The sequence below is a fragment of the Nocardioides sp. CPCC 206348 genome, from assembly GCF_048654705.1.
Classification (GTDB): domain Bacteria; phylum Actinomycetota; class Actinomycetes; order Propionibacteriales; family Nocardioidaceae; genus Nocardioides.
The window spans coordinates 1-912 of the sequence record NZ_JBMCZA010000046.1 but is presented as its reverse complement, the minus strand read 5'-3'; the positions used below and the strand labels follow the sequence as shown (position 1 = coordinate 912).

The window sequence follows — 912 nt, the reverse complement described above, 5'->3', positions numbered from 1 at the left end:
CGGACCGTCGTAGATGTCGAAGTGGTCGAGGGGATAGGCGAGGAGTTCGCCATACGGGCTGGCCAGCGCAGCGGCACGCCGCGACGACGCGGGCGGGGTGACCGAGTCGTTCTCGCCGACCTGGACGAGCAGGGGTGCCCGCAGTCGGGAGACGTGGCGGATCGGCCGGTTGAAGGCGACCTCGAGGGCGACGCGGGCACACACCTCGTTGCGCCAGGTGGGACCGGCCAGTGCCGTGCAGCCGGCCAGGGCGCCCGGTCCGGTCAGCACAGCGTTCGAACCGGGCTCACCCACCAGTGGAACGTGGTGCGGGTCGCGACCGAGGACGGAGCGTGCCGCGTCGCGGACGCCGTGGGTCACCAGCGGCGCGAGCCTGCGCACTCCGCCGTGTCGATACATGGCGAGCAGCGCTGCCAGGCCGTCCATGGCGGGCGTCATCGCCACGACGGCCGCGATGCGTCCGTCCGCGACCGCGACAGGGACGACGTGGCCGCCGGAGTACGACGTCCCCCAGAGCACGACCTGATCCGGATCGACTCCTGGCAACTGCCGTGCTGCGGCGATCGCCGCGACGTAGTCGACCCGCTGTCGGCGGAACGAGACGTGCTGGCGGGGTGTGCCGGCCGAGTCGCCGAACCCGCGGTAGTCGAACAACAGGACGTCGAGTCCGGCGGCGGCGAACCCTTCGGCGAACCCCAGCATGCCGGTGTCGCGCGTGCCGCCGAAGCCGTGGGCCATGACGACGCACGGCCGGCCGTGCTCGCCGGCGAACCGGTCGCCCTGGCCGCGAAGGTGCCAGGCCGCACAGGGCACGCCAGCACTGGGAAAGGTGATGGTCTCCATGTCAGCCGACCTGGGCGAGAGCCGGGCGCACGGCGGTGAAGTGCAGTGCGCCGTCGTCGATGGGGTCCT

Annotated in this window: 1 protein-coding gene; it reads right to left on the bottom strand. The window is 72.3% G+C overall.

Annotated elements, in window-relative coordinates:
* Positions 1 to 843: alpha/beta hydrolase (locus ACOADB_RS01570; RefSeq protein WP_378596156.1), on the bottom strand; the 843-nt coding region annotated here is incomplete at its 3' end.
* Positions 844 to 912: the final 69 nt, after the last annotated feature.